The organism is Pseudomonas sp. GM74 (assembly GCF_000282455.1).
Taxonomy (GTDB): Bacteria; Pseudomonadota; Gammaproteobacteria; order Pseudomonadales; family Pseudomonadaceae; genus Aquipseudomonas.
The window spans coordinates 56,324-75,300 of the sequence record NZ_AKJG01000150.1 but is presented as its reverse complement, the minus strand read 5'-3'; the positions used below and the strand labels follow the sequence as shown (position 1 = coordinate 75,300).

The following is an 18,977-nucleotide window of genomic DNA, read 5'->3' as shown; positions in this document are numbered from 1 at the left end:
GGGACAAAAAAAGGGGGCAGATTTGATATTGGATAAGACGTGGCGACCAGCGTCTAGCCGGTTGTAGGGCGCTACCGCTTTTTTAGGTCGCCGTCATTCATTGAATATCTTTCAGATAATCCTTGAGCGCGATCAGCGGGGCACCAATCTGCTCCATCGTCCGAATACTGGAAAATTCCCCCGCCAACCTCCCCAACTCCCGCCCCAACGGCTTATCCACACCCCCAACAGCCTCCAACGCCAACCCCACACACTCCCCCACCTTCACCTGAATCCCCTCAACATCCCCCCGCCGCACCAGCAGCTCAAACACATCCCGCTGGTAATCCCCCATGACCAGATCGTCACGCAAAATCGGGCTTGAATCGTCCGATTCGTAAGCCAGCTTGAGGGAGAAGAGGGCGACGGTTTCCAGGTGCAATTCCATGGGGGGAATCCTTGATGTATGTCGTTTTGACCGAGGATGCGAAGATCAAAAGCATCGCTGGCAAGCCAGCTCCCACAGGACGGCGGTGGGGCAGGTGCTTTTCTTTGGGCGAAAAAAAAGGCCTTGCTAAGCAAGACCTTTCTTAATTTTGGTGCCCCGAGGGAGACTCGAACTCCCACTCCTTTCGAAAACGGATTTTGAATCCGCCGCGTCTACCAATTCCGCCATCAGGGCTCAATGGCGGCGAAGTATAGAGATGAGATAACCGCTGGTCAATCAGGTACATGGAGAATTTTTGATAATTCCGCTAGACTTCCCGACCCTGCTAGACGAACCCCATCATGCGCGTTGCTGACTTTACCTTCGAGCTCCCTGATTCGCTGATCGCCCGCCATCCTTTGGCCGAGCGTCGCAATAGTCGCCTGTTGACCCTGGATGGGGTCAGCGGCGCCCTGGCACACCGTCAATTCACTGATTTGCTGGAGCATTTGCGCCCCGGCGATTTGATGGTGTTCAACAATACCCGGGTGATTCCGGCGCGGCTGTTTGGCCAGAAGGCTTCCGGCGGCAAGCTGGAAATCCTGGTGGAGCGGGTGCTCGACAGTCATCGCGTGCTGGCCCATGTGCGCTCCAGCAAGTCGCCCAAGCCTGGGTCGAAGATCCTGATCGACGGCGGTGGCGAGGCCGAGATGCTGGCGCGTCACGATGCGTTGTTCGAGCTGGGGTTCACTGAGGAGGTGTTGCCGCTGCTCGACCGTGTCGGGCACATGCCGCTGCCTCCTTATATAGACCGCCCGGATGAAGGCGCGGACCGCGAGCGTTACCAGACCGTCTACGCCGAGCGTTTGGGCGCGGTGGCGGCGCCGACGGCGGGGCTGCATTTCGATCAGGTGCTGATGGAGGCGATTGCCGCCAAGGGCGTCGAGACGGCGTTCGTGACCTTGCACGTTGGCGCGGGTACGTTCCAGCCGGTGCGGGTCGAGAAGCTCGAAGATCACCACATGCACAGCGAATGGCTGGAAGTCGGCCAGGACGTGGTCGATGCCGTTGCCGCCTGCCGCTCTCGCGGTGGTCGCGTGGTGGCCGTGGGGACCACCAGCGTGCGCTCGCTGGAAAGTGCGGCGCGCGATGGCGTGCTCAAGCCGTTCAGCGGCGATACAGACATTTTCATCTACCCTGGCCGGCCGTTTCATGTGGTCGATGCCCTGGTCACCAACTTCCATTTGCCCGAATCCACGCTGTTGATGCTGGTTTCGGCGTTCGCCGGTTATCCCGAGACCATGGCCGCCTACAAGGCCGCCGTCGAAAACGGATACCGCTTTTTCAGCTACGGTGATGCGATGTTCATCACGCGTAATCCTGCGCCGACTGCCCCTAAAGAATCGGGCCCAGAGGAAACAGTATGAGTCGCACCTGTCGTATGTCTTTCGAGCTGCTGGCCACTGATGGCAAGGCTCGTCGCGGTCGTTTGACCTTCCCGCGCGGTACCGTCGAGACCCCGGCCTTCATGCCGGTGGGCACTTACGGCACGGTCAAGGGCATGCTGCCACGGGATATCGAGGCGACTGGCGCTGAAATCATTCTGGGCAACACCTTCCACCTGTGGCTGCGCCCGGGCACGGAAGTGATCAAGAAGCACGGCGACCTGCACGATTTCATGCAGTGGAAGGGCCCGATTCTGACTGACTCCGGCGGTTTCCAGGTGTTCAGCCTGGGCGCCATGCGCAAGATCAAGGAGGAGGGCGTGACCTTCGCCTCCCCGGTCGACGGCGCCAAGGTGTTCATGGGCCCGGAAGAGTCGATGCAGGTCCAGCGTGACCTGGGCTCCGACATCGTGATGATTTTCGACGAATGCACGCCGTACCCGGCTGATGAAGATGTCGCCCGTATTTCCATGGAATTGTCCCTGCGTTGGGCCAAACGTTCGAAAGAAGCCCATGGCGACAACACGGCGGCGCTGTTCGGTATCGTTCAGGGCGGCATGCACCAGGATCTGCGCATGCGCTCCCTGGAAGGCCTCGACAAGATCGGCTTCGACGGCCTGGCCATCGGCGGTCTGTCGGTGGGCGAGCCCAAGCACGAGATGATCAAGGTGCTGGATTACCTGCCGGGCATGATGCCGGCTGACAAACCTCGTTACCTTATGGGCGTTGGCAAACCGGAAGACTTGGTTGAGGGTGTGCGCCGCGGTGTGGACATGTTCGATTGCGTGATGCCAACCCGTAATGCCCGCAATGGGCATCTGTTCATCGATACCGGCGTGCTGAAGATCCGAAACGCGTTCCATCGCCATGATGATTCGCCGCTCGATCCGACCTGCGATTGCTATACCTGCCAGAACTTCTCCCGTGCTTATCTGCATCACCTGGACAAGTGCGGCGAAATGCTGGGAAGCATGCTCAATACCATCCATAACTTGCGCCATTATCAAGTGCTTATGGCTGGTTTGCGCGAGGCTATTCAACAGGGTACATTGGCCGCCTTTGTCGATGCCTTCTACGCCAAACGCGGGTTGCCTGTTCCGCCTTTGGACTGAGTTTTCTGACCCCAAGATTCAACATTTGCAACTGGAGTGCTAAATGAGCTTTTTTATCTCTAATGCCATGGCAGACGCTGCTGCACCTGCGGCAGCCCCTATGGGCGGCGGTTTCGAGTGGATTTTCCTGGTCGGCTTCCTGGTCATCTTCTACCTGATGATCTGGCGTCCACAGGCCAAGCGCGCCAAAGAGCAGAAAAACCTGCTGAGCAGCCTGCAAAAGGGCGACGAAGTTGTGACCACCGGCGGCATCGCCGGCAAGATCACTAAAGTGGCCGACGATTTCGTCGTTCTGGAAGTTTCCGACACCGTCGAAATGAAATTCCAGAAAGGCGCCATCGCCGCGACGCTGCCAAAAGGCACGCTCAAAGCGATCTAAGTTTCAACTTCATTTTCAATCGACGGGGCGCGCAAGGCGCCCCGCGTCATAAACGGGCGGCGTGATGCTGAACAAATATCCTCTGTGGAAATACATTCTGATCCTGGCGGTGCTGGCGGTCGGTCTGATTTATTCCGCTCCCAATCTTTATCCTGATGACCCGGCCATTCAGGTCAGCGGTGCAAGCACTGCGCTGCAGGTCAATCAGGCTGATCTGGATCGCGTGAGCGCTGCGCTCAAGGAATCCGGGATCAACGTCAAGGCTGCCACGCTGGCAGAGGGCGGCAAGGGCGGGCTGATTCGCCTGACCAAGGCTGAAGACCAGTTGCCGGCCAAGGACGTTGTACGCAAGGCGTTGGGTGATGACTACGTCGTTGCATTGAACCTGGCACAAACCACCCCGCAATGGCTGCGCAACCTCGCTGCGCACCCGATGAAGCTGGGTCTGGACTTGTCCGGTGGTGTGCACTTCCTGCTGGAAGTGGACATGGACAAAGCCCTCGACGCACGCCTGAAAGTCTACGAAGGCGACGTCAAGAGCCTGCTGCGTAAAGAGAAGCTGCGCTATCGCAGCCTGCCGCAACTGGGCGGTGCCATTCAGCTGGGCTTCGCAGATGAAGACAGCCGCGAACAGGCCCGTTCGATCATCCGCAAGAACTTCAACGATTTCGACATTGTTCCGGCCGACCTCAATGGTCAACCGGTGCTGCGTCTGGCGATGACCCCGGCCAAGCTGGCGGAAATCCGTGAATACTCCATCAAGCAGAACTTGACCACGGTACGTAACCGCGTCAACGAGCTGGGTGTTGCCGAACCGATCGTCCAGCGTCAGGGCGCCAACCGCATCGTGGTTGAGCTGCCGGGCGTGCAGGACACCGCCGAAGCCAAGCGTATCCTCGGCAAGACGGCCAACCTCGAGTTCCGCCTGGCCGCTGAGCCTGGTGCTTCGAAAGCCACTTCCGAATCCTTCGAGTTCCGTGAGGGCAACCGTCCTCCTGCACTGATCGAGCGTGGCCTGATCATTACCGGTGACCAGGTGACTGACGCCAAGGCCGGCTTCGACGAGCACGGCAGGCCAGAAGTGAATATCCGTCTGGATGGCCACGGCGGCGAGCTGATGAGCCGTGCGACCCGTTCGAACGTCGGTCGCAGCATGGCTGTGATCTTCATCGAGCAGCGCCCGGTGACCACTTACACCAAGCAAGTGGTCAACGGCGTCGAGAAAGACGTGCCGGTTCAGAGCTTCAAGGAAGAGAAGAAGATCATCAGCCTGGCGACCATCCAGTCGCCGCTGGGTGCTCAGTTCCGTATTACCGGCCTGAACGGCCAGGGCGAGTCGTCCGAGCTGGCGCTGTTGCTGCGTGCCGGTGGCCTGGCCGCTCCGATGTACTTCGCTGAAGAGCGCACCATCGGCCCAAGCCTGGGTGCCGACAACATCACCAAGGGTATTGATGCGTCGCTGTGGGGCATGCTGTTCGTCTCGCTGTTCATCATGGCCATCTACCGCTTCTTCGGCCTCATCGCCACCGTCGCGCTGGCGGTGAACATGGTGATGCTGCTGGCCCTGATGTCGCTGCTGGGTGCAACGCTGACCCTGCCGGGTATCGCCGGTATCGTGTTGACCATGGGTATGGCGGTAGACGCCAACGTGCTGATCTTCTCGCGGATCCGTGAAGAGATCGCCGCCGGCATGACCGTGCAGCGCGCAATCAACGAAGGCTTCGGCCGGGCATTCACCGCGATTCTCGACGCCAACCTGACCACCTTGCTGGTCGGCGGCATCCTCTTTGCCATGGGCACAGGTCCCGTCAAGGGCTTCGCAGTGACCATGTCCCTCGGGATCTTTACCTCGATGTTCACGGCCATCATGGTGACCCGCGCGATGGTCAACCTGATCTTCGGCGGTCGTGACTTCAAGAAGTTGTGGATTTAAGGGGCTGCCATGTTACGTACAATCAACTTCATGGGCGTTCGCAACTTCGCGTTCGGCGTCACATTGTTTCTTACCGCACTGGCAATATTCAGTGTCTTCCATAAGGGCATGAACTGGGGCCTGGACTTCACCGGCGGTACGCTCATCGAGCTGACCTACGAGCGTCCGGCCGACGTTACCAAGGTGCGTGAGCAGCTGGTGACCGCCGGTTATCACGAAGCCATCGTGCAGAACTTCGGTGCAACCACCGACCTGCTGGTGCGCATGCCTGGCGAAGACCCGCAGCTGGGTCACCAGGTAGCCGAAGCCTTGCAGAAGGTCGGCGGCGAGAACCCGGCGACGGTCAAACGTGTCGAGTTCGTCGGCCCGCAGGTGGGTGAAGAGCTGCGTGACCAGGGCGGCCTCGGCATGCTGATGGCGCTGGGCGGCATCCTGATCTACCTGGCTTTCCGCTTTCAGTGGAAGTTTGCGGTCGGTGCGATCGTATCCCTGATCCACGACGTGATCGTGACCATCGGTATCCTGTCGTTCTTCCAGATCACCTTCGACCTGACGGTGCTGGCGGCGGTACTGGCAATCATCGGTTACTCGCTCAACGACACCATCGTGGTATTCGACCGGGTTCGCGAGAACTTCCGTGTCCTGCGCAAGGCCAGCCTGATCGAGAACATCAACATCTCGACCACGCAAACCCTGCTGCGGACCATGGCGACTTCGATCTCCACCTTGCTGGCGATCGCGGCCCTGTTGTTCTTTGGTGGCGACAACCTGTTCGGCTTCTCCATCGCTCTGTTCATTGGTGTTCTGGCGGGTACTTACTCGTCGATCTACATCGCGAACGTGGTGCTGATCTGGCTGAACCTGAGCACGGAAGACCTGATTCCTCCGGCTAACACCGAGAAGGAAGTCGACGACCGTCCTTGAAGGCAAAGTCTTCAAGTGATGTAGTCCAAAAAAGGCGCGAGTTGAACTCGCGCCTTTTTTTGTGCTCCAAGGCAGGGAGAAGCGCGGACATGTTCCGCATGTGATGGTCCAGGAGGTTCATGTGAACAAGTCGATGCTGGTTGGTGCGGTACTGGGTGCTGTCGGTGTGACTGCCGGGGGTGCTGTGGCCACCTACAGCCTGGTTAAAAGCGGTCCGGAGTACGCACAAGTACTCGCCGTTGAGCCGGTCAAGACACAAATCAAGACTCCACGTGAAGTATGCAAGGATGTAACGGTCACCCGGCAGGCGCCGGTGAAAGATCAACATCAGATCGCCGGTACGGTGGTCGGTGCGTTGGCAGGTGGATTGCTGGGTAACCAGATCGGTGGTGGCACCGGCAAGAAAATCGCCACGGTCGCGGGTGCTGTCGGCGGTGGTTATGCCGGCAACAAGGTGCAGGAAGGCATGCAAGAGCGTGATACCTACACCACGACCCAGACCCGCTGTAACACTGTTAACGACATCAGTGACAAGGTTGTAGGTTACGACGTGCGGTATTCGCTGGACGGCAAGGAAGGCAAGGTGCGCATGGATCGTGATCCGGGCAACCAGATTCCGGTGGATAAGGAAGGCAAGCTGGTCCTGTCGGAGAATCAGGCGGCTCAGTGATCTGCTGAAGCCGGATTGAAAAAGAAGCACCCTGCGGGGTGCTTTTTTTGTGCCCACGATTCAAGCATCGCCCTCAATCCCCTGTGGGGGCGGGCTTGCTCGCGAATGCGGTCCAACATTCAATATCTATGTTGGCTGATACACCGCTTTCGCGAGCAAGCCCGCTCCCACATTGGTTCTGTGGTGTTATTGGGGTTGGATTCCAGGCATAAAAAAAGCACCCCGCAGGGTGCTTTTTCTGTCGCTGGAAGCTTAGCGCTTCAGCGAGGCCGGCAGGTGCGGCTGGATGGCCGTCAGCACGGCCTTGAAGCATTTGGTGTTGCCGGCAACGACGTGGCCTTTCTCAAGGAAGTCGTGACCGCCGGTGAAATCGCTCACCAAACCGCCGGCTTCCTGGATCAGCAGGGCGCCTGCAGCCATGTCCCACTCGGACAGGCCCGACTCCCAGAAGGCGTCGAAACGGCCGGCGGCCACGTAGGCCAGGTCCAGGCTCGCCGAACCTGCGCGGCGGATGCCGGCGGTCTGGCCAACCAGGGCGCGGAACATGCCCAGGTAGTTGTCGAGGTTGTCCATCTGGTCGTCACGGAACGGGAAGCCGGTACCCAGCAGGGCGCCGTCCAGGCTGGTGCGGCCGCTGACGCGCAGGCGACGACCGTTCAGTTGAGCGCCGCGACCACGGCTGGCGGTGAATTCTTCCTGGCGAACCGGGTCCAGAACAACAGCGTGCTCCAGGCGACCGCGGTATTTGCAGGCGATGCTGACAGCGAAGTGAGGGATGCCGCGCAGGAAGTTGGTAGTGCCGTCCAGTGGGTCGATGATCCACAGGTACTCTTCGCCTTCGATGCCGGTGCCGGCGTGCATGCCGGTCTCTTCACCCAGGATCGAGTGATTCGGGTAGGCCTTGCGCAGGGCGTCGATGATTTTCTGTTCGGCGGCGCGATCCACCTCGGATACGTAATCCTTGGCGTCTTTTTCGTCGACCTTGATGGTATCCAGGCGCTCGATGGAGCGGAAGATCAATTCACTGGCGCTGCGGGCGGCGCGCAGCGCGATATTCAGCATGGGCTGCATGGATGTGTCACCTAAGGTTGTTAAAGAAAGCCGGGCATTCTATCAGAAAGTTTCTACAGGAGAAGGACGACGTTCGCTTTCATGGCTTAACGGTAGGTTCAGCTGTAAGATTCTGCTCCCGATTATTGTGTTCGAGAGCGCCTCCCTTGCTGCAAAACATTCGTGTCGTCCTGGTCAATACCAGCCATCCGGGCAATATCGGCGGGGCTGCGCGTGCCATGAAGAACATGGGGCTGTCGCGGCTGGTGCTGGTCGAGCCTCGTGTGTTCCCGCATCACGAGGCCGATGCCCGTGCCTCCGGTGCCGGGGACATCCTTGAAAACGCGCAAGTCGTCGCCACCTTGGAAGATGCCTTGGTCGGTTGCAATCTGGTGCTTGGCACCAGTGCTCGCGACAGGCGCATTCCCTGGCCGCTGCTCGATCCCCGTGAATGCGGAACGAAGGTGGTGGAGGAAGCCGGGCAGGGCGCGGAGATCGCCCTGGTGTTCGGTCGTGAGGATTCCGGCCTGACCAACGAAGAGCTGCAGCGATGTCATTATCACGTGCACATTCCATCAGACCCTGAGTTCAGTTCGCTGAACCTTGGGGCGGCGGTGCAGGTGTTGGGTTATGAAGTGCGCATGTCCTGGCTGGCGGCCCAAGGTCAGCCGAGCAAGGTCGAGAAGGAAGAAGTGGCTTCGGTCAAAAGCGCTGAGCTGGCGACCATGGACGAGCTGGAACGTTTCTATGAGCACCTGGAGCAGACCCTGGTGGCCATCGAATTCCTCGATCCGGAAAAGCCACGGCACTTGATGGCGCGCCTGCGCCGGTTGTACGGACGCAGCTCGGTCAGCCGGGCGGAAATGAATATATTGCGTGGCATCCTCACGGAAACCCAGAAAGCGGCCCGTGGTGAGCTCCTTAAGCGGAAGGATTAATGATGTTCGAGCGTTTGCGTGAAGATATCCAGAGCGTATTCCACCGAGACCCGGCGGCGCGTAACGCTTTTGAAGTCCTGACCTGCTACCCCGGCATGCATGCCATCTGGATTCACCGTTTGTCGGCAATGCTGTGGCGCGCTGACCTGAAATGGCTGGCGCGGTTGGTGTCGAATTTCGGCCGCTGGCTGACCGGGATCGAAATCCATCCGGGGGCCAAGGTTGGGCGTCGTTTCTTCATTGACCATGGCATGGGCATCGTTATCGGTGAAACCGCCGAGATCGGCAATGACGTGACCATTTATCAGGGCGTGACCCTCGGTGGTACCAGCTGGAACAAGGGCAAGCGTCATCCGACCCTGGGTGATGGCGTGGTGGTCGGGGCGGGCGCGAAGGTGCTCGGCCCGTTCACTGTCGGTGCCGGGGCCAAGGTGGGTTCCAATGCGGTCGTGACCAAGGAAGTGCCGCCGGGTGCCACTGTGGTGGGGATTCCGGGGCGGATTATCGTCAAGCCCGACGAAGAACAGGACGCCAAGCGCAAGGCCATGGCCGAGAAGATCGGTTTTGATGCCTACGGTGTGACTGAAGATATGCCCGACCCGGTGGCGCGTGCCATTGGTCAGCTGCTCGATCATCTGCAAGCGGTCGATGGGCGTCTGGAGGGGATGTGCGGGGCGTTGAAGGACCTGGGCAGTAATTACTGTGCGAAAGATCTGCCTGAGCTGCGCGAAGAAGATTTCGCGTGTGTGAAGGACAAGGATCAGAGTCAGGCCAGCTAGACCGCGCCCCTCCCTTCGCGAGCAAGCCCGCTCCCACAGGATGTTCATCGTCCCTGTGGGAGCGGGCTTGCTCGCGAAGAACGATAACGCGCATTTGCTGGTGATACACACCCAGCCTTTGCTATGATGCGCGCGCTCTTTTGCGGGTAAACCTGACTAAAGTACTAGGTCTTATAGTTGACTTAAATACTCGGGAATTGCATACTCGCCTCATTCCGAACTCCGTGGTAATTGTCCATGCGACTGACTACAAAAGGCCGATACGCCGTGACCGCCATGCTTGACCTGGCGTTGCACGCGCAGCACGGGCCCGTGTCCCTGGCCGATATCTCCGAGCGCCAAGGCATCTCCCTGTCCTACCTCGAACAGCTTTTTGCCAAATTGCGCCGCAGCAATCTGGTGTCCAGCGTGCGTGGTCCGGGCGGTGGCTACCAATTGTCCCGCGACATGCAGGGCATCCAGGTCGCCCAGGTGATCGATGCGGTGAACGAATCGGTCGATGCCACCAAATGCCAGGGGCAGGGTGATTGCCATCAAGGCGACACCTGCCTGACCCACCACTTGTGGTGCGACCTGAGCCTGCAGATTCACGAATTTCTGAGCGGTATCAGCTTGGCTGACCTTGTGACTCGCCGTGAGGTGCAAGAAGTAGCCCAGCGTCAGGACCAGCGCCGTTGCAACAGCAAGGTGCCACGCCTGGACAAGATTGAAGCGTCCGCCGTCGAATGACAGCCAAAGAGCTAGCGGCACGCCAGCCAGCCTGATTTAGGAGATAGTCCATGAAATTGCCGATTTACCTTGATTACTCTGCGACCACCCCGGTTGATCCGCGTGTCGCGCAAAAGATGAGTGAATGCCTGCTGGTCGACGGAAACTTCGGTAACCCGGCGTCCCGTTCCCACGTGTTCGGCTGGAAAGCTGAAGAGTCCGTTGAAAACGCCCGTCGTCAGGTGGCCGATCTGGTCAATGCCGACCCGCGCGAAATCGTCTGGACCTCCGGTGCCACCGAATCCGACAACCTGGCAATCAAGGGTGCGGCACATTTCTACGCCACCAAAGGCAAACACCTGATCACCACCAAGATTGAGCACAAGGCTGTCCTGGACACCATGCGCCAACTGGAGCGTGAAGGTTTCGAAGTGACCTACATCGAGCCTCGTACCGATGGCCTGGTGACCCCTGAGATGATCGAAGCCGAACTGCGCGACGACACCATCCTGGTTTCGGTCATGCACGTGAACAACGAAATCGGCACCATCAACGACATCGCAGCGATCGGCGAACTGCTCCGTTCCAAGGGCATCCTGTTCCACGTCGACGCCGCTCAGTCCACCGGCAAGGTCGAGATCGACCTTTCGAAGCTGAAAGTCGACATGATGTCGTTCTCCGCCCACAAGACCTATGGTCCTAAAGGCATCGGCGCCCTGTACGTAGGCCGCAAGCCGCGCGTACGTATCGAAGCGACCATGCACGGTGGCGGTCACGAGCGCGGCATGCGTTCCGGTACCCTGGCGACCCACCAGATCGTCGGCATGGGTGAAGCTTTCCGCGTAGCCAAGGAAGACATGGCTGCCGAGAACGCGCGCATCAAGGCCTTGAGCGACCGTTTCTACAAGCAGGTCGAGCACCTGGAAGAGCTGTACGTCAACGGCAGCATGACCGCCCGCGTTCCGCACAACCTGAACCTGAGCTTCAACTACGTTGAAGGCGAGTCGCTGATCATGGCGCTCAAGGATCTGGCGGTTTCGTCCGGTTCGGCCTGCACTTCGGCGTCCCTTGAGCCTTCGTACGTACTGCGCGCCCTGGGCCGCAACGACGAACTGGCACACAGCTCGATCCGCTTCACCTTCGGCCGTTTCACCACCGAAGAAGAAATCGACTACGCCGCGCAGAAAGTCTGCGAGGCCGTAACCAAGCTGCGCGCTCTGTCGCCGCTGTGGGACATGTACAAAGACGGCGTCGATATCTCGAAGATCGAGTGGGCGGCACACTAAACAAAGAAGCCGCCGGATACAGGTCCTGTAGCAGCGCGGCGGTAAACGCAGCGCAACTGCAGGGTCTCAAGAGCGGCCCTGATGAGTGAGGATTGAGAATCATGGCTTACAGCGAAAAGGTCATCGACCACTACGAAAACCCGCGCAACGTCGGCAAGATGGACGCGGAAGATCCTGATGTCGGCACCGGCATGGTCGGCGCTCCGGCGTGCGGCGACGTGATGCGCCTGCAGATCAAGGTCAACGACGCCGGCATCATCGAAGATGCCAAGTTCAAGACTTACGGCTGCGGTTCGGCTATCGCTTCCAGCTCCCTTGCCACCGAGTGGATGAAGGGCAAGACCCTGGACGAAGCGGAAACCATCAAGAACACCCAGCTGGCTGAAGAACTGGCCCTGCCGCCAGTGAAAATCCACTGCTCGGTACTCGCTGAAGACGCCATCAAGGCGGCTGTTCGCGACTACAAGCAGAAGAAAGGCTTGATCTAAGCATTTGGCGACGAGTAAGGAGTCAACGATGGCTATCAGCATGACAGAAGCGGCGGCTAAGCACGTGCGACGCTCCCTCGACGGGCGCGGCAAAGGTGAAGGGATTCGTCTGGGTGTTCGCACCACAGGCTGTTCCGGCCTTGCCTACGTGCTGGAGTTTGTCGACGAGGTGGTTGCTGAGGACCAGGTGTTCGAAAGTCACGGCGAAAAAGTGATCATCGACCCGAAAAGCCTGGCCTACCTGGACGGCACCGAACTCGATTTCGTCAAGGAAGGGTTGAACGAAGGCTTCAAGTTCAACAACCCCAACGTGCGCGGTGAATGTGGCTGCGGCGAAAGCTTCAACATCTGAGGCTTGTCGTGGGTACTCCTTGTCATTTCGCTTTATTCGAGCTGCAACCGAGTTTCGATCTGGACCTCGATCAGCTGGCTACGCGCTACCGTGAGTTGGCGCGCAGTGTTCATCCGGACCGCTTTGCCGACGCTTCCGAGCGTGAGCAGCGGTTGGCGCTGGAGCAATCCGCGAGCCTCAACGAGGCCTACCAGACGCTCAAGAGTCCACCCAAGCGCGCGCGTTACCTGCTCGCCTTGAATGGTGGCGAGCTGCCGCTGGAGGTCACGGTGCATGATCCGGAGTTTCTGTTGCAACAGATGGAGTTGCGCGAAGAGCTTGAAGACCTGCAGGACAGCGCCGACCTCAATGGCGTTGCCGTCTTCAAGCGTCGCCTGAAGGCAGCCCAGGATGAGCTGAACCAAAGCTTCGCAGCTTGCTGGAACGATACCGCGCACCGTGAACGGGCCGAACGCCTGATGCGGCGCATGCAGTTCCTCGACAAGCTCACCTACGAAGTGCGCCAGTTAGAAGAGCGCCTCGACGATTAACCCAGTGCCGCTCCGGTCGCACGCCTGATATACAGATAAGTCCTGATAACGATGGCCCTACTGCAGATCGCCGAACCCGGCCAAAGTCCTCAACCGCACCAGCGTCGTCTGGCTGTGGGGATCGACTTGGGCACTACCAATTCGCTGGTCGCTGCATTGCGCAGTGGTCTTTCCGAGCCACTTGCCGACGCAGAAGGGCGGGTCATCCTGCCGTCTGCCGTGCGCTACCACGCCGATCGCGTCGAGGTCGGCGAATCCGCCAAGCTGGCCGCCGCCACCGATCCGTTGAACACCGTGCTGTCGGTCAAGCGCTTGATGGGTCGTGGTCTGTCCGACGTCAAGCAATTGGGCGAGCAACTGCCGTACCGCTTTGTCGGTGGCGAGTCGCACATGCCGTTCATCGACACGATACAGGGGCCGAAAAGCCCGGTCGAAGTCTCTGCCGATATCCTCAAGGTCCTGCGCCAGCGCGCTGAAGCGACCTTGGGTGGCGAGCTGGTCGGTGCGGTGATCACGGTTCCGGCCTATTTCGACGACGCTCAGCGTCAAGCCACCAAGGACGCGGCCAAGCTGGCCGGTCTGAACGTGCTGCGCTTGCTCAATGAGCCGACCGCGGCTGCCGTGGCTTACGGTCTGGATCAGCACGCCGAAGGCCTGGTCGCGATTTACGACCTGGGCGGCGGTACCTTCGATATTTCGATTCTGCGCCTGACCGGCGGTGTCTTCGAAGTCCTGGCTACCGGTGGCGACAGCGCCCTGGGCGGCGATGACTTCGATCACGCGATCGCTGGCTGGATCATCGAGAGCGCCGGTCTGTCCGCCGACCTCGATCCGGGTGCGCAACGCAATTTGCTGCAAACCGCCTGTGCGGCCAAGGAGGCCCTGACCAACGCTTCGGTTGTTGAGGTTGCCCATGGCGACTGGAAAGCCGAGCTGACCCGCGAAGCCTTCAATGCGCTGATCGAGCCGATGGTCGCCCGCAGCCTCAAAGCCTGCCGCCGTGCGGTGCGTGATTCCGCTATCGAACTGGAAGACGTGCACGCCGTGGTCATGGTCGGTGGTTCGACTCGCGTGCCTCGCGTTCGCGAAGCCGTCGCCGAAGCCTTCGGTCGCCAGCCACTGACGGAAATCGACCCGGATCAAGTGGTCGCCATCGGTGCTGCGATCCAGGCCGATACCCTGGCCGGTAACAAGCGTGACGGCGGCGAATTGCTGCTGCTGGACGTGATTCCGCTGTCCCTGGGGCTGGAAACCATGGGCGGCCTGATGGAGAAGGTGATTCCGCGCAACACCACCATCCCCGTCGCCCGCGCCCAGGACTTCACAACCTATAAAGACGGCCAGTCGGCCATGGCCATCCACGTATTGCAGGGCGAGCGTGAGCTGATCAGCGACTGCCGCTCCCTGGCGCGCTTCGAGCTGCGCGGCATTCCGGCGATGGTGGCTGGCGCGGCGAAGATCCGCGTGACCTTCCAGGTCGATGCCGACGGTCTGCTCAGCGTTTCCGCCCGGGAACTGGGTTCGGGCGTTGAAGCCAGCATTCAGGTCAAGCCGTCCTACGGCCTGACCGACGGCGAAATCGCCAGGATGCTCAAGGACTCGTTCCAGCATGCCAATGACGACAAGGTCGCCCGCGTACTGCGCGAGCAGCAGGTCGACGCCCAGCGTCTGATCGAAGCGGTGCAGGCAGCTCTTGAGGCCGACGGCGAGCGCTTGCTCGACGCCGAAGAGCGCATGGTCATCGACATGCAGATGCAGGAACTGGCCGAACTGATGAAAGGTACCGATGGCTACGCCATCGAGCAGCAGACCAAGCGTCTGTCGCAAGTGACCGATGCCTTTGCTGCCCGCCGCCTGGACTCGACGGTGAAAGCCGCGCTGGCGGGGCGCAACCTGAATGAGATTGAGGAATAACGATGCCGCAGGTCATTTTTCTGCCACACGAGAAGTTTTGCCCCGAAGGCATGGTTGTTGAGGCTGAGACAGGTATTTCCATCCTCGAGCTGGCCCATGAGCACCACATCGAGATGGAAAGCGCTTGCGGCGGCGTCTGCGCCTGCACCACCTGCCACTGCATCATCCGCGAGGGTTTCGACTCGCTGGAAGAGGCTGACGAGCTGGAAGAGGACTACCTTGACAAGGCCTGGGGCCTTGAGCGCGAGTCCCGCCTGGGGTGCCAGGCCAAGGTCGGTACCGAAGACCTGACGGTCGAGATTCCGAAGTACTCGCTCAACCACGCCGCCGAAGCGCCGCACTGATTCAAGGAATTGTCATGAAACTCAAGTGGACTGATGTGCTGGAGATCGCGATCCAGCTGGCTGAAAGCAAGCCCGACGTGGATCCTATGTCGGTCAACTTCGTCGATCTGCGTAAATGGGTGATGGAATTGCCCGATTTCGACGACATGCCTGAGCATTGTGGCGAAAAGATCCTGGAGGCCATTCAGGCCCACTGGATCGAAGAACGCGACTGAGCCACGCCGCAGGTTAGGCAATACCCGAGAACCCGCGTATAATTCGCGGGTTTAATTTTTCGTAAATTACCGTTTCTGGAGTTACACCATGGCTGTTCAACGTACTTTCTCCATCATCAAGCCTGACGCCGTTGCTAAAAACGTTATCGGCGAGATCACCACTCGTTTCGAAAAAGCTGGCCTGCGCGTTGTAGCTTCGAAACTCAAGCAACTGTCCAAAGCCGAAGCCGAAGGCTTCTACGCTGAGCACAGCGCTCGTGGTTTCTTCAACGACCTGGTTGCTTTCATGATCTCCGGTCCGGTTGTCGTTCAGGTTCTGGAAGGCGAGAACGCTATCGCTCTGAATCGTGAGCTGATGGGCGCTACCAACCCTAAAGAAGCTGCTGCCGGCACCATCCGCGCTGACTTCGCTGACTCCATCGACGCCAACGCCGTACACGGTTCGGACTCCGAAGCCGCTGCCGCTCGCGAAATCTCGTACTTCTTCGCAGCTACTGAAGTAACCACTCGCTAAGCATTGGCTTAAGAGTGAAGGTGAATCCATGACTACATCGACTGTAAAAACTAACCTGCTGGGTCTGACCCAGCTGGAAATGGAAAAATTCTTCGACTCAATCGGGGAGAAGCGTTTCCGTGCCGGTCAGGTAATGAAATGGATTCACCACTTTGGTGTCGATGATTTCGATGCCATGACGAACGTCAGCAAGGCCTTGCGCGAAAAGCTCAAGTCTGTTGCCGAGGTCCGTGGTCCGGAAGTGGTCAGCGAGGACATCTCCAGCGACGGCACCCGCAAGTGGGTGGTGCGTGTGGCGTCCGGCAGCTGCGTCGAGACCGTGTACATTCCCCAGGGCAAGCGCGGCACCTTGTGCGTTTCGTCCCAGGCAGGCTGTGCCCTGGATTGCAGTTTCTGCTCCACCGGCAAGCAAGGCTTCAACAGCAACCTCACCGCCGCCGAAGTCATCGGCCAGGTGTGGATTGCCAACAAATCCTTTGGCAGCGTCCCGGCAACCGTCGACCGTGCCATCACCAACGTGGTGATGATGGGCATGGGTGAGCCGCTGCTGAACTTCGACAACGTCGTCGCGGCCATGCATTTGATGATGGACGACCTGGGCTACGGCATTTCCAAGCGCCGTGTGACCCTGTCGACCTCCGGCGTGGTGCCGATGATCGATGAGCTCTCCAAGCACATCGACGTCTCCCTGGCGTTGTCCCTGCACGCACCGAATGACGCATTGCGTAACCAATTGGTGCCGATCAACAAGAAGTATCCGCTTAAGATGCTGCTCGAGTCGTGCCAGCGCTATATGTCGAATCTCGGCGAAAAGCGCGTGCTGACCATCGAATACACCTTGCTCAAAGACATCAACGACAAGGTCGAGCACGCCGTGGAAATGATCGAGCTGCTCAAGAACATCCCGTGCAAGATCAACCTGATCCCGTTCAACCCGTTCCCGCACTCCGGTTACGAGCGCCCGAGCAACAACGCCATTCGGCGTTTCCAGGATCAGCTTCATCATGCCGGTTTCAACGTCACTGTCCGCACCACCCGTGGTGAAGACATCGATGCGGCCTGTGGTCAATTGGTAGGGCAGGTGCTGGATCGCACCCGTCGCAGCGAACGTTATATCGCCGTGCGTGAACTGAACGCCGAAAACGATATGGCTCAAGACGCTGCGAATAAGTAACCGAGAGAGGATCTCTATGTCCCTGCGCTTTGCGCTGCTTTTGCTGTTGGCCAGCCTGTGTGCTGGCTGCGTGCTTTCGGGCGATTACAACCCGATGAAGACCAGCAAGGGCCGTGATGAAGCGCGTGAGGCCTATGTGCAACTCGGTATCGGGTATTTGCAACAAGGCATGACCGAGCGTGCCAAGGTTCCACTGAAGAAAGCGCTGGAGCTGGATGACTCCGACCCGGATGCCAATGCGGCGCTGGGGTTGGTGTTCCAGGCCGAGATGGAACCGGAACTTGCCGACGAGCATTTTCGCAAGGCGCTGGCTTCCCGTCCCGCCGATGCACGAATCCTCAATAACTACGGCAGTTTTTTGTTCGAGCAGAAACGTTACAAGGAAGCCTACGAGCGCTTTGAACAAGCCGCTGCCGATACCCTGTATCCTGAGCGTTCGCGGGTGTTCGAGAACCTGGGTATGACCGCTGCGATGCTCGGTCAGCGCGATTTGGCCCAACAGCAACTGGAAAAAGCCCTGCGCCTGAATCGCCAACAACCACGTGCATTGCTGGAAATGGCTGAGTTGTCTTACGAAGACAGGCATTATGTGCCCGCGCGTGACTATTACGACCGTTTTAGCCAGCTCTCCGAACAAAATGCACGTAGTCTATTGCTCGGCGTTCGGCTGGCAAAAGTGTTCGACGACCGCGACAAGGCCGCAAGTGCAGGCCTGCAACTAAAAAGACTCTATCCCGGTACGCCGGAATATCAGCAATACCTGTCGGAGCAATGATGAAAGCGGCGCATCCCGAAGTTGTAGCAGCGAATCGCGTAAACCCCGGTGAGACTTTGCGCCAGGCCCGCGAAAGCAATGGCTGGTCGCTGGCCGAAGTGGCCCTCAAGCTCAACCTCACCACCACTTCCCTGAGCAATCTGGAAGCCGGCGCCTTCGACAAGCTGCCCGGGCATACTTTTGCCCGCGGGTACATTCGCGCCTATGCCAAATTGCTCGGCATGGACCAGGCCGTTCTGGTCCAGCAATTCGATCAGTCCACCGGTACCGATTCCCAGGGCAGCAATGTCCACAGCCTGGGTCGTATTGAAGAGCCGGTCCGGGTTTCCCACACCATTTTGCGAATCGTCAGCCTGCTGTTGCTGGTCGCGGTGATCGGTGGCGGTTTCGTCTGGTGGCAGGATCAGACCTCGATGCGCACCAAGGACCTGATCGGTCTGGCACCAGAGCACGTTGAAGTCGAAGGTGCCGACGGTACGACACAGATTCATCCGCTGGACGAGCCGGAAGACCAGGCCGTCGCGGAAGGTCAGACTGACGGCGGAACCGCCCTTGCGCTGCCACAGGCCGACGTTCCGGCTGAAGCACCAGAGCAGGCTCAGACTCAATCGACTGCGCCAGCCACCCCGGCAGCGCCGACCACGCCAGCTGCACCCGCGCACACCACCGCGCCCGTTGTCGCAGCGCCGGTGGCCCCGGCAACTCCGGCTCCGGCAGCTCCAGTTGTTCCAGCCCCGGTTACGACTGCACCGGCAGCCCCTGTTGCTCCTGCTCCAGCGCAAGCCGCGCCAGTGGCCGGTCAAGGCCAGGTTCAGGTGCAGTTCACCTCCGATTGCTGGACACAAGTGACCGACGGTAGCGGCAAGGTGCTGTTCAGCGGTCTCAAACGCAAAGGCGACAGCCTGGCAGTCAATGGCAAACCACCGTTCGCCGTGCGTCTGGGCTTTGCCCGCGGCGCTCAGGTCAGCTACAACGGCCAGCCGGTTGATGTCGCTCCGTTCACCAGTGGCGAGACTGCTCGCCTGAAGTTGGGTCAATAAG

22 protein-coding genes and 1 tRNA gene are annotated in these 18,977 nt (G+C 59.4%); 20 read left to right on the top strand and 3 right to left on the bottom strand.

The genetic code is table 11. The features are described from left to right. Positions 1-97: 97 nt before the first annotated feature. Complete coding sequence (locus PMI34_RS03980) at positions 98-427, bottom strand: hypothetical protein (RefSeq protein ID WP_008053264.1); 330 nt, start codon at positions 425-427, stop codon at positions 98-100. 149 nt (positions 428-576) lie between these two features. After that, positions 577-661: transfer RNA gene (locus PMI34_RS03985), tRNA-Leu, on the bottom strand. A gap of 107 nt (positions 662-768) precedes the next feature. On the opposite strand from PMI34_RS03985, the gene queA reads away from it, so the two are divergent. From queA to PMI34_RS04015, 6 genes are all read left to right on the top strand, one after another. Beyond that, entirely contained in the window at positions 769-1,833 is a 1,065-nt protein-coding gene (gene queA / locus PMI34_RS03990) for a tRNA preQ1(34) S-adenosylmethionine ribosyltransferase-isomerase QueA (protein ID WP_008053263.1), read from the top strand. Between the two features lie 14 nt (positions 1,834-1,847). Further along, positions 1,848-2,963: a tRNA guanosine(34) transglycosylase Tgt gene (tgt, locus tag PMI34_RS03995; RefSeq protein ID WP_162130301.1), complete on the top strand. Its 1,116-nt coding sequence runs from the start codon at positions 1,848-1,850 to the stop codon at positions 2,961-2,963. Between the two features lie 43 nt (positions 2,964-3,006). Beyond that, positions 3,007-3,342 (top strand): preprotein translocase subunit YajC, encoded by a 336-nt coding sequence (yajC, locus tag PMI34_RS04000; RefSeq protein ID WP_007956696.1) that lies wholly within the window; start codon positions 3,007-3,009, stop codon positions 3,340-3,342. Positions 3,343-3,406: 64 nt separating this feature from the next. Continuing rightward, complete coding sequence (secD, locus tag PMI34_RS04005; protein WP_008053262.1) at positions 3,407-5,275, top strand: protein translocase subunit SecD; 1,869 nt, start codon at positions 3,407-3,409, stop codon at positions 5,273-5,275. Positions 5,276-5,284: 9 nt separating this feature from the next. Continuing rightward, positions 5,285-6,199 (top strand): protein translocase subunit SecF, encoded by a 915-nt coding sequence (gene secF / locus PMI34_RS04010; RefSeq protein WP_008053261.1) that lies wholly within the window; start codon positions 5,285-5,287, stop codon positions 6,197-6,199. A gap of 121 nt (positions 6,200-6,320) precedes the next feature. Beyond that, entirely contained in the window at positions 6,321-6,869 is a 549-nt protein-coding gene (locus PMI34_RS04015; RefSeq protein WP_008053259.1) for a glycine zipper 2TM domain-containing protein, read from the top strand. Positions 6,870-7,121: 252 nt separating this feature from the next. On the opposite strand, the gene suhB is transcribed toward PMI34_RS04015, so the two are convergent. Next, positions 7,122-7,940, bottom strand: a complete 819-nt coding sequence (suhB, locus tag PMI34_RS04020; protein WP_008053258.1) for a type III secretion system regulator SuhB — start codon at positions 7,938-7,940, stop codon at positions 7,122-7,124. Positions 7,941-8,086: 146 nt separating this feature from the next. Here suhB and trmJ point away from each other — a divergent pair, with 146 nt between their 5' ends. The 14 genes from trmJ to PMI34_RS04090 all read left to right on the top strand — a co-directional run bounded on the left by trmJ (position 8,087) and on the right by PMI34_RS04090 (position 18,976). After that, complete coding sequence (gene trmJ, locus PMI34_RS04025; protein ID WP_008053257.1) at positions 8,087-8,857, top strand: tRNA (cytosine(32)/uridine(32)-2'-O)-methyltransferase TrmJ; 771 nt, start codon at positions 8,087-8,089, stop codon at positions 8,855-8,857. 2 nt (positions 8,858-8,859) lie between these two features. Further along, positions 8,860-9,636 carry a serine O-acetyltransferase gene (gene cysE, locus PMI34_RS04030; RefSeq protein ID WP_008053256.1) on the top strand — a complete coding sequence of 259 codons (777 nt, stop codon included), beginning with the start codon at positions 8,860-8,862 and terminating at the stop codon, positions 9,634-9,636. 237 nt (positions 9,637-9,873) lie between these two features. Further along, positions 9,874-10,365: a Fe-S cluster assembly transcriptional regulator IscR gene (gene iscR, locus PMI34_RS04035; protein WP_007974010.1), complete on the top strand. Its 492-nt coding sequence runs from the start codon at positions 9,874-9,876 to the stop codon at positions 10,363-10,365. Between the two features lie 50 nt (positions 10,366-10,415). Further along, the gene (locus PMI34_RS04040) at positions 10,416-11,630 is read left to right on the top strand and encodes an IscS subfamily cysteine desulfurase (RefSeq protein ID WP_008053254.1); all 1,215 of its coding nucleotides are present in this window, start codon (positions 10,416-10,418) and stop codon (positions 11,628-11,630) included. Positions 11,631-11,731: 101 nt separating this feature from the next. Further along, positions 11,732-12,118: a Fe-S cluster assembly scaffold IscU gene (iscU, locus tag PMI34_RS04045; RefSeq protein ID WP_007974006.1), complete on the top strand. Its 387-nt coding sequence runs from the start codon at positions 11,732-11,734 to the stop codon at positions 12,116-12,118. A gap of 28 nt (positions 12,119-12,146) precedes the next feature. Continuing rightward, a complete protein-coding gene (gene iscA / locus PMI34_RS04050) occupies positions 12,147-12,470 on the top strand; it encodes an iron-sulfur cluster assembly protein IscA (protein ID WP_007974004.1) in 324 nt (107 codons plus the stop codon). 8 nt (positions 12,471-12,478) lie between these two features. Then, positions 12,479-13,000: a co-chaperone HscB gene (hscB, locus tag PMI34_RS04055; RefSeq protein ID WP_008053253.1), complete on the top strand. Its 522-nt coding sequence runs from the start codon at positions 12,479-12,481 to the stop codon at positions 12,998-13,000. Positions 13,001-13,051: 51 nt separating this feature from the next. Beyond that, on the top strand, positions 13,052-14,914 hold the full coding sequence (hscA, locus tag PMI34_RS04060) for a Fe-S protein assembly chaperone HscA (RefSeq protein WP_008053252.1): 1,863 nt from the start codon (positions 13,052-13,054) through the stop codon (positions 14,912-14,914). Positions 14,915-14,916: 2 nt separating this feature from the next. Beyond that, on the top strand, positions 14,917-15,258 hold the full coding sequence (gene fdx, locus PMI34_RS04065) for an ISC system 2Fe-2S type ferredoxin (RefSeq protein ID WP_007998670.1): 342 nt from the start codon (positions 14,917-14,919) through the stop codon (positions 15,256-15,258). A 14-nt stretch (positions 15,259-15,272) separates the two neighbouring features. Further along, positions 15,273-15,473, top strand: a complete 201-nt coding sequence (gene iscX, locus PMI34_RS04070; RefSeq protein WP_007973999.1) for a Fe-S cluster assembly protein IscX — start codon at positions 15,273-15,275, stop codon at positions 15,471-15,473. 88 nt (positions 15,474-15,561) lie between these two features. Next, positions 15,562-15,987, top strand: coding sequence for a nucleoside-diphosphate kinase (ndk, locus tag PMI34_RS04075; RefSeq protein WP_007903599.1), 426 nt, complete (start codon positions 15,562-15,564; stop codon positions 15,985-15,987). 28 nt (positions 15,988-16,015) lie between these two features. Beyond that, positions 16,016-17,161 (top strand): 23S rRNA (adenine(2503)-C(2))-methyltransferase RlmN, encoded by a 1,146-nt coding sequence (gene rlmN / locus PMI34_RS04080; RefSeq protein WP_008053250.1) that lies wholly within the window; start codon positions 16,016-16,018, stop codon positions 17,159-17,161. 16 nt (positions 17,162-17,177) lie between these two features. Further along, positions 17,178-17,936: a type IV pilus biogenesis/stability protein PilW gene (gene pilW / locus PMI34_RS04085; RefSeq protein WP_008053249.1), complete on the top strand. Its 759-nt coding sequence runs from the start codon at positions 17,178-17,180 to the stop codon at positions 17,934-17,936. Next, entirely contained in the window at positions 17,936-18,976 is a 1,041-nt protein-coding gene (locus tag PMI34_RS04090) for a RodZ domain-containing protein (RefSeq protein ID WP_008053248.1), read from the top strand. Before pilW ends, PMI34_RS04090 begins: the two co-directional genes overlap by 1 nt. The last annotated feature ends 1 nt before the right edge of the window (position 18,977 follow it).